This window comes from Corynebacterium uropygiale, assembly GCF_021568315.1.
In the GTDB taxonomy this organism is placed as follows: Bacteria; Actinomycetota; Actinomycetes; order Mycobacteriales; family Mycobacteriaceae; genus Corynebacterium; species Corynebacterium uropygiale.
On sequence record NZ_JAKGSI010000009.1, the window covers coordinates 1 to 8,835 of the forward strand.

The 8,835-nt window shown below is 58.2% G+C and carries 7 protein-coding genes; 1 reads left to right on the plus strand and 6 read right to left on the minus strand.

All coding sequences use genetic code 11. The features are described 5' to 3' along the window. The 5 genes from L1O03_RS11415 to L1O03_RS11435 all read right to left on the minus strand — a co-directional run. Positions 1-663 (minus strand): hypothetical protein (locus L1O03_RS11415; RefSeq protein ID WP_236120129.1); only part of this gene is annotated, 663 nt, incomplete at its 3' end. 10 nt (positions 664-673) lie between these two features. Then, the gene (locus L1O03_RS11420; RefSeq protein WP_236120130.1) at positions 674-2,830 is read right to left on the minus strand and encodes a Tox-REase-5 domain-containing protein; all 2,157 of its coding nucleotides are present in this window, start codon (positions 2,828-2,830) and stop codon (positions 674-676) included. A gap of 351 nt (positions 2,831-3,181) precedes the next feature. Next, positions 3,182-3,490 (minus strand): hypothetical protein, encoded by a 309-nt coding sequence (locus L1O03_RS11425; protein ID WP_236120131.1) that lies wholly within the window; start codon positions 3,488-3,490, stop codon positions 3,182-3,184. A gap of 6 nt (positions 3,491-3,496) precedes the next feature. Further along, positions 3,497-4,183, minus strand: coding sequence for an MspA family porin (locus tag L1O03_RS11430; RefSeq protein ID WP_236120132.1), 687 nt, complete (start codon positions 4,181-4,183; stop codon positions 3,497-3,499). Positions 4,184-4,647: 464 nt separating this feature from the next. Then, positions 4,648-6,126, minus strand: a complete 1,479-nt coding sequence (locus L1O03_RS11435; RefSeq protein WP_236120133.1) for a peptide MFS transporter — start codon at positions 6,124-6,126, stop codon at positions 4,648-4,650. A gap of 183 nt (positions 6,127-6,309) precedes the next feature. Here L1O03_RS11435 and L1O03_RS11440 point away from each other — a divergent pair, with 183 nt between their 5' ends. After that, positions 6,310-6,501 carry a hypothetical protein gene (locus L1O03_RS11440; RefSeq protein WP_236120134.1) on the plus strand — a complete coding sequence of 64 codons (192 nt, stop codon included), beginning with the start codon at positions 6,310-6,312 and terminating at the stop codon, positions 6,499-6,501. Here L1O03_RS11440 and L1O03_RS11445 read toward each other — a convergent pair. Continuing rightward, the gene (locus tag L1O03_RS11445) at positions 6,443-7,348 is read right to left on the minus strand and encodes a PRD domain-containing protein (protein WP_236120135.1); all 906 of its coding nucleotides are present in this window, start codon (positions 7,346-7,348) and stop codon (positions 6,443-6,445) included. The two genes, L1O03_RS11440 and L1O03_RS11445, sit on opposite strands and share 59 nt — an antisense overlap. Between the last annotated feature and the right edge of the window lie 1,487 nt (positions 7,349-8,835).

An 8,835-nucleotide genomic window follows, 5' to 3' on the forward strand; every position in this document is an offset into this window, starting at 1 on the left:
CCTGGACTCAAAGTACTCATCGAGCTCAGGGCGGAGAAATAGCTCACCGTCAACAATCCCGACAAGCAATTTATCAAGCCATTCAGCGTCCCAGTTGTTCGATTTTTTAGGCATCGGGGACTTCAAATCGACGATCCCGACGATATCTGCCCGCCATAGAACGTAGACATGATGAATGATATCAAGAAAACTCGTTCGATCGATAAGATTCGAGAATGGTAGAAAGCCTATCTTCAGAAAGTCCCGCCCGTACCTATAATATCCAGTCTCCGAAACCCCCCACCGTGATGATATTTCTGTACTCCACCCTTCTTTTACCCCATAAGGCTCTTGCGGATCGTCTAATATACCTATGAATCTACTGTATGAACGACTACCGAAATCCAAATTATTTCTCAGCTCATAGCACCGCGGCCAGTGCTTTGTCCTTTTGCCATCAATAAACACTGGTTTAGAGTAAAACTCTGTCGGATCACTAACAAGCGAGTGACCATACCAAACACTCGGCTGGCCCGGAAGTTGACGGTAATAATCAAACAGCGCTTCTAACGCAGAAACATTAGCCTCGGTGCCAACAAAATCCGTACTTGCATAACGCGTTGCCTGCAAAAGAAAACTTGGCCGTTCCGTTATCCGTCCGCTTTGCCTAGGATTCCACTTCACGGTAAACCTCCTATCCTTTGGTCATTGGATAATACACTACATCAATTTCGCTTATATTCTCCTCCTCCAGTACACTTCTCAACATATCCGCCGTTTTTTCTGTACCCACCCGCCAGATGATCGGATACCCATCCACTATATCTCTTTGCCGCTCTGCCTGATCGACTATCCCACCCCTACCTTGGAACCACTCTTTGAACTGTAATTTACCGCCTTCACCTTCCTCAATGAAGTTGTCGTAAGAGTATTTCGCGTCAACCAACGCCCCGTTGGGAGGGTATTCAGGGTCGATCCCATCAAACTTCACCCTCTGTCCGTCGTTCTCAACGATAAAGGCCTCGGACGCTGGGTGTCCAGTCACAAACTCTTGGTACTCCGTTGCCTTCTTTGAGAAGTTTTCGCCCGATGGACCCCACTCACCAATCTCTTCTACCGGACGAACAGAGATATCCTCTGGCTCATCCGTAGGCGCCTGCCCCGGACCTTGAGCCCCAACCCCTACACCGAGTGGCGGGTGTACCTCCGGCCGGCTTTTCTCAGCACCACGCGGGGGCTTCTTTACTGCATCGTCCCCTTGCCTGAGCAGATGCTCTTTGCCGACCCCATCCTTGGGGCCTTGCGGCTTGGCTCCACGGACGGATTTCTCAGCTCCGCCCTTGGGTCCTTGCAGCTTAGGCTTCGGGACGCCGTCCTTCGGAACCTTACGTCCCTGCTTGCTAGCCTGTTTCGCCCCACGCTCAACCCGGGACCCTGCCCGGGCCGCCTTCCCTACACGGCCAACACGACCCGCTGCACCAGCACCACCACCCACGCCAGCGGTACCCACATTAAAGGCTACTTTACCAGCACCTTTGGCATAGTTCCCCTGCTTGAACTCATCCCAAGCGACGATATCCTTTCCTAGCCCTACCAACGCGTCTTTTGGTCCCACCTCATCAGACGCGCCCACAAGAGCACCAGGACCGTTCTTCCAGGATTCCGCGACCCCCGGGCCACCATCTTCGCCCATGCCAACAAGCGGTGCAGCTCCTTCCACCATCCCCTTAGCACCGTCATACGCCCCATCCCCGAAATCATTGACTACACCAGCAGTCTTCCCCGCCAGGCGTACGGCCTTGTTATCAGACTTACCCCACGACTCTGCTCGCTTATGAGCAGAATCTGATGCCTCCTGCCGCTTCTCGTCGACCCACTTCCCGGCGTCACGAACCTCATTCTTCCCAGCACGGGCAACGCTCTTGGTCTTATCCCACCCTTTACGCCCCACCTTCTTCGTCTTGTCCCACAAAGACTCATCCCCCGTGCCCTTCGACTTATCCGGGTCCGCTACGACGGGAAGCGCAGTCGTGCGCAGAGGGTCAATGACCTGGACGATCTCCCCCGTCGCGTTATCTACCTCAAACCACGTCGGGACAGCACGCCCCGAAGCATCAAACGCCCACGGCGGTCGGATCGACTCGACAACCCGGCCGCGCTCGTCATACACGCTGACCCCGCCGTCGGCATTCTTCACCAGCCGCCCACCGGGAGGAACGTCCATCTTAAATCGGTGCTCACGCGGCGAATCGGGCCCTTCCAACACCACCAAAGACTGAGTGCGGCCCTTCCCCCACTCAATATCTTTCCGCCATACTCGGCTGCGACGGCCAACAACCGCAGCCGCGCCCGCCATCGCCCCGGCAAGACTCACCAACGCACCACCGGGAAGCCCCGGTGTGGAATTCTCCGCCTCGTGAGAAGCAGGAGCATCCGCAGGCGCTGGTTCCGGGGTCACGACATGCGGCTCCTCAGGGTCAGCGAGTTTCTCACCTCCCACACCCTCACGATCATCAAGACGCACCTCACCCGTGGCGGGGTCCGTCACCACTACCTCACCGGTTGTAACCCCCTGCTCATCAACGACAGCGACGTCACCGTCGTCCGTCTCAACAACCCGGACAACACGGTCAGGAAGGCTTACGCTCCACGGAGTTTCTTTCGGAACATTCGACTCAGCCCGATCGGGATGATTCGATTGATCATCGACCCCGCTCTTCATCCGGTCTTTCAGACCTCTCCGCGGGGATCCCACCTCCATATCCTGCTCGTATGGATTGGTTCCTGAATCAAAGCCCTGGTAGTGATGCGTCCGGCCCGGCGTGTCCTCAGTGTTATCGAGCTCCGGCAAGGCCGGCGGATCGTCAGGCACCGGCCCGCACACATACGGCACCGGGTTCGGCGGAACCGGGCCTACATGCCCAGGGTGTGTTTGGCGGTAGGTATTCTCCCACCACGCCTCACGCGCCGCTTTTTCCCGCTCACAGCGAGCAATATCCTCCGCTGTCGGTTCCTTAGCGTGCGCAGACGGTGAGCACATCACTCCCATCCCGAGAATCAGGGTCACTGCAACCCCGATCACCGCACATAGACGACGGCAGCGCTCACACCACACATCATGACGATCTGAGGGCCTATCACTAATCGGCCACGCTACGCAGGACACGTTCTTTTCCTTTTGCTTCCCCAGGACCTTGACTACTTATGACCTCGCCGAGAAAAGGCGCGAGCATATCCTCATAAACCCAGAGGTCATCAGTCCGCCGCCGATCATCATGATCACCTTGAACACAAACATCACGGGAACATAGCCCCACCGTGTCACTGGTGCGGCGAAGTACTGCGAAGCCCACAAGCCGACGAGCACCACCACGATCCCGACCAGGAACATGATCACGGCAGCCACCCATGACGGTGCCTGCTGACCAGAGGACTCCTCCCCAGCACGGTCGCCAATCCCTGATCCATGCACGGGGAACACGTCCTTCTCACCTGCCTGTGTCGTCATCATCCCCGCCTAGCGGATCCGCTGGGGATCCCCGTAGACACTCACGGTGTCCACTGACGTCGGTGAGGTCGTCGACACTGTCGCGAAGGATCGCACCGTCACCGGGCCGATGCACCCCTCCACCTTCACCTGCGCACCGGAGAATCCTCCGGAAGCGCGAAGGTACTGGGGATCCATGGGCATCGACACCAACACCACATTGGTGATGCCACCCGGGTTGAGATGCGCCGACACCGTCGGGGCCATCTCCGCCTTACCGGACACCGAACCCTCTACCTTTGCCGTGCCATCAATACCGGCATTCACGCCCTGCACATTCGGCAGCTTCACCGAGACCGAAGGCCCTCCCTCGACGCCAGCTTTCAACGCCGGAGATGAGCCCAACGCACCAGCAATCTCTGCATCAATACCCCCAGAAATATCGATGCCACAGCCCACCTGATAGCCCGCTTCAAAAACCGCGCCGGAGAGCTCAGGAGCGCCCTCGCCGTCGATCCAGCCCTTAAAGTTGACCGAACCGAATGCCTCGCCCGTCGTCCACGAACCATCCAACGGCGGGTTCACAAAGACGTGCTCATCGAACTTCCCTGCGTGAACAACCCACCCGTCAGACGTCACCTTGTCTGTCACCCGATCCGGCATCCCACGATCCACTCCGGACACCGGAAGAGGCCACGGCAGGAAATCGATTGGCATCGCAGATGCCACCCCCATTCCCGCCATGCTCCACATGGCTACCGCTGACACCACTGCCGCCACACGGCCCGCACGCTTCATCTCCAACCACCTTTCATCGAGGTCGATCACGGCCAGGTTTAAGGTTCGTACCTTATCCCTTTGCTATCTATAGATAATATATTCCCTTCCAGCGGCTGAAGAAAACATGAAAATTCCCCGCAACGGACAAATGTGGTACCTCACACCCTGCGAAACCCAGTAAAGAGTTCCCTAGCACTCATAAAGGACAATTTTTTTGTGGTCTACGTGAGGCACATCTCATCGTTCATCACGCCCTCGTACCACCGCCCCTACCCCCGTCGGCCCCACCCCGAGCTCTCTACGCTCACCCTATGGCTGCCAGCGTGCACGGTGCCTACGGAGAGAGCCACAGAAAACCCCGCATCGAATCGATGCGGGGGAATGTCGTGTGACCTTTGCGCCTAGCGCACGCCCTGGAAGGTCTTGAGGATCCAGCGCTTCATGAGAAGCACGATGATGCCCAGGACAATCGAGGCGCAACCCAGGATGAGGAAGAAGGAGTTCTCCGCGGAGGAGTCATCCGGGTTGTAGAAGCCGGCGAGGCTGCCGGCCAGCGAGGTGCCCATCGCCACGGCCATGAGCCAGAGGGCGAACATCTTCGAGGGGAAGGCGTGGGGCGCCAGCTTCGTCGCGAGAGAGTTGCCGACGGGGGACAGCAGCAGCTCACCCATCGTGAACAGGAAGAGAATCCAGACGATGGCGTAGATCGGGACGCTGTTCGGCTCCGCGCCGCTGAAGGGCAGGAAGAAGAAGAGCGACACACCGATGATGAGGTTCGCCACGCCGAACTTCACCGGGGTGGACCACTGGCGCTCGCCGAGCTTGGTCCACATCGCCGCGAAGATGACGGAGAAGATGATGATGAACACCGGGTTGATGGAGTTCACCACGCCAGGCTTCATCTCCCAGGAGCCGATCATGCGGTCGAGGCGGACGTCGGCATAAATAGCGAGCACGGTGAACTGCTGCTGGAAGATGCCGAAGAAGAGCACGCCGGAGATGAACATCGGGATGAAGCCGACGAGGCGGGAGCGCTCCTCGGCGGTGGTGAGGTTGGAGAAGTACATCTGGCACCACATGATGACCGCCGCGACGAGCGCGACGATGGTGACGATGTCGGAGAGCCGCTCAAGCGGGATCACGCCGGTGGCGATGAGCGCGATCACGATGACCGCCACGACCAGCACGATGACGCCCCAGCGGACGTAGCCGGAGCGAGGCAGCGGGTTGGGGACCTCGTGGCCGGCGGCGCCGATGGTGGACTTCCGCATGAGGATGTACTGGATGAGCCCCAGCGCCATACCGATGGCCGCCAGACCGAAGCCCCAGTGGAAGCCGCCCCAGCCCCACAGCGCGTTGGTCAGCAGCGGGCCGATGAGGGCGCCGATGTTCACGCCGAGGTAGAAGATGGAGAAGCCGGCGTCGCGGCGCGTGTCCTCGCGCGAGTAGAGCTGGCCGAGCACCACCTGGGCACACGTCTTGATGCCGCCGGAGCCCAGCGCGATGCACACGAGGCCCAGAGCCAGGCCGATCGTGCTCGGGATGAGGGCCAGGGAGATGTGGCCCAGCATGACGAGGATCGCGGAGTAGAAGAGTGTGCGCTCCGAGCCCAGCATGCGGTCCGAGACGAAGGACGCCGCCAGGGCCGCCATGTACACCATGCCGCCGTAGGCGCCCACGATCGACGTGGCTACACCCTTATCCAGCCCCAGCCCGTTCTGGGCCAGCGGATAGTAGATGTAGTACGCCAGGAGGGCCTGCATGCCGTAGAAGCTGAAACGCTCCCACATTTCAATGCCGAACAGGTTCGCCAACCCCCACGGATGACCGAAGAAGGTCCGCTCATGCCCCTGCGTGGCGGGGTACTGTGCTTGAGTCATGCCGTCAATTATGGCGCTTAACCGGGTGAAGAGAATCTATTGGGTCTGGTTAAGCTCCTCACAGTCTGCGCTATTCGTCATCTCAATAACAGTAAACGGCGGGCCTGAGCTGGGCAAAAGCCGCTGTGAGGTGGGATACTTTCCACGCTGCGGGACGAGTGCCCGTGTGCTTAACTAAGGAGCATGGGTATCTGGGAATTTCTGATGATCATCATCCTTCTCCTCATCCACGTGGCGATCATCTGGGGTGTCACCGCGATCCTGCGCGGAGCCACCCGCATGAGCCAGAACGAGAAGCAGAAGCTCAAAGACGAGATCATTGAGGAGCTGCAGCGTCCGGGCGACGAGGGCTTCGAGGAGCGCGCGGGTCGCTAAGCCGGAGGATGTGCAGGCGGAGATAGTCCACTTCGGCATCGCTGAGGCTTACTCCGTGAGAGTTCTCGACGATCGCCTGGACGTCCGCCACCGCCCGCTCGATGGAATCCTCGTGCGCATCGGGCGGCGGCGCCATGACCCGTCGGGTAATTTGTGCGTCATCCATGATGCGCACGAAGAGATAGCGCAGGTGGGTAACGAAGCGCGCCACGCTGAGAGGGTCCTGGGGAGCGTCGGCACCTAAGCGGCGCTGGACGGCCTCGACGGCCCGGTTGAGCAGCTCGGTGAGCTCGATCGTGCGCGCGAGGTTGTTGCCCGTGAAGTGCGCATTGACGTAGTGCATGGCGAAGGCGGTGGCTTCGTCGTCGGGTAGGGCGGGGCAGAGTTCCCGACGCGCGACCTCAACCGTGAGCCGACCCCAGCGCATCTCTTGAGGGTAGAGGTGCGGAACCTCCCAGCTGGTGGGGTAGCTCAACGTGATGCCCTGCTCGGTGCGAGCGATGGCCTGGTGGAGGTGGTCCGCGAGGGCCAGAAGCAGCACCTGGGAGGAGTGGGGGAGCTCGGGGCCGATCTCATTGAGGGCGGCGCGGCAGCACTCGAAAACTTCGAGGGGGATGTCGTTGAGGAATGCGCCGATGTCCCGCCCGCTCTCATCGAGGCGGGTGGTGAAGATTTCCTCAGCCTCGGCGAGGGGAATGTCATCACCGAGGCGGCGCCGGAAGCCGATACCGCGACCCATGAGAATGCGGCGCTGCCCCTCCACGGTGACGAGAACAGCATTGTTATTGAGGGATCGGAGAACAGTACCGACACCGGAGGCCCCGGGCTCGGATGTGTGCGCGGCCATAGTGCCAGTGTAGAGAGCTCGGGGTGGGGACGACGGGGGGTAGGGGCGGTGGTGCTGTGGGGCCGACCGGGGCCCGTAGGACAAGCGGATCCAGCAGGGCGCCCTGGTTGAGCGTGGCGCTCAACAGGCTGGCAAGCAAGGACGGACGGCCCCGAGGGCGGAGTGCACCGGCGGGGGAAGATGCAGTAAGGATACTTCCACAGGGCGTTGCATAACAGAGTGCTGCTGGCACGGCAAAGAATGGCCCAACAGCGGTAACTTCACGGACAGCCCGCGTCCCGTCTATGAGATCGGTGAATGGGCATCATCGGGCGAAAACTCCTCGACAACGGCAAATGATCACCAAGAACATGTGACGGGATACCCATCTGCTGGACATTTATCATTAGCGCTGAAGAGTAGGAAGGACTCGCTCGAGGCGAAATGTGACGGAGGCGATCCTTCTTACCCGCCGAGTCGAGCCGTTGTCGATGCGAAGTGGGTATATAATCGGCCCACCCGCAACACTGATGAAGGAATATACCAATTCCGACCATAGTTGCGAAGCGCAGGTGACCCAGTGCCACAGGAGCACGTCAAACTAAAGGCGCGCGAGGCTACACTGTAGTGTGGAAAGTAGTCATAAAGAAAGCCGCAGAGGTGCTCACTGAGCTTATCGCGAACAAACATACTGTCCAAGCTATGATGATCAGGTATTAGCGGAATTTTTCTAAATAGAAAGAGGCTCTGAGAATGTGCAAAGAGGATGATATCCGCAGATTGTCGGATCATCCACAGTTTTTAGTTCAAGCTATCCGCTATACTCCAACGACATTCGTTGGAGATGTCAATAATATCGCGGCCGTGGAAGCTCTGTTTGACTATTATCGCCAGCTTCCGGGTCAACCAGATGTATGGTATGGCTTTTCGCAGTATGATAATCCACGGGACTTCTATTCGCGTCCGGCGTTTATTGATGGGCATCGTACGGAGTTCTGGTCTCACTGCTTTTCAGTACAAAATACTTTAGAAGAGGGTGCTGAGTCATCGTGCAAATTTATGGGACTGTGGACGGATCCAGGCGGAAAGTATAGGATAAAGGAGGGGGGTTCCCTTAAAATATATTCCCGATGGGGAGAATCGGAATGGGGATGCACCAATAATTCGCGTGCTATTCTAAGTATTCGAATTCGCTCGAACCCGTATTTGTTCTCTCGAGAAGTGTTCCTTGACATATTGAATCATGCTCACGTACTGTGGCGGTCAGATATTGTCGGAATAGTTGATGTTAACTCTCCTGTTGTGCGCGAACATTCTGATGGAGATGCTGCGCGGATTGATCGGACACTTGTCGGGATTGTTGACGGTGAGCTATTTCTCCGCCCTGAGCTCGATGAGTACTTTGAGTCCAGAGAGAATAGTGGGGAGCCTAAACTATGAGAGGAGATAAGAGAATGGGTGACTATCAGGTAGAATATAATAAGCTGTCTGAGGATCCGGTTTTTGTC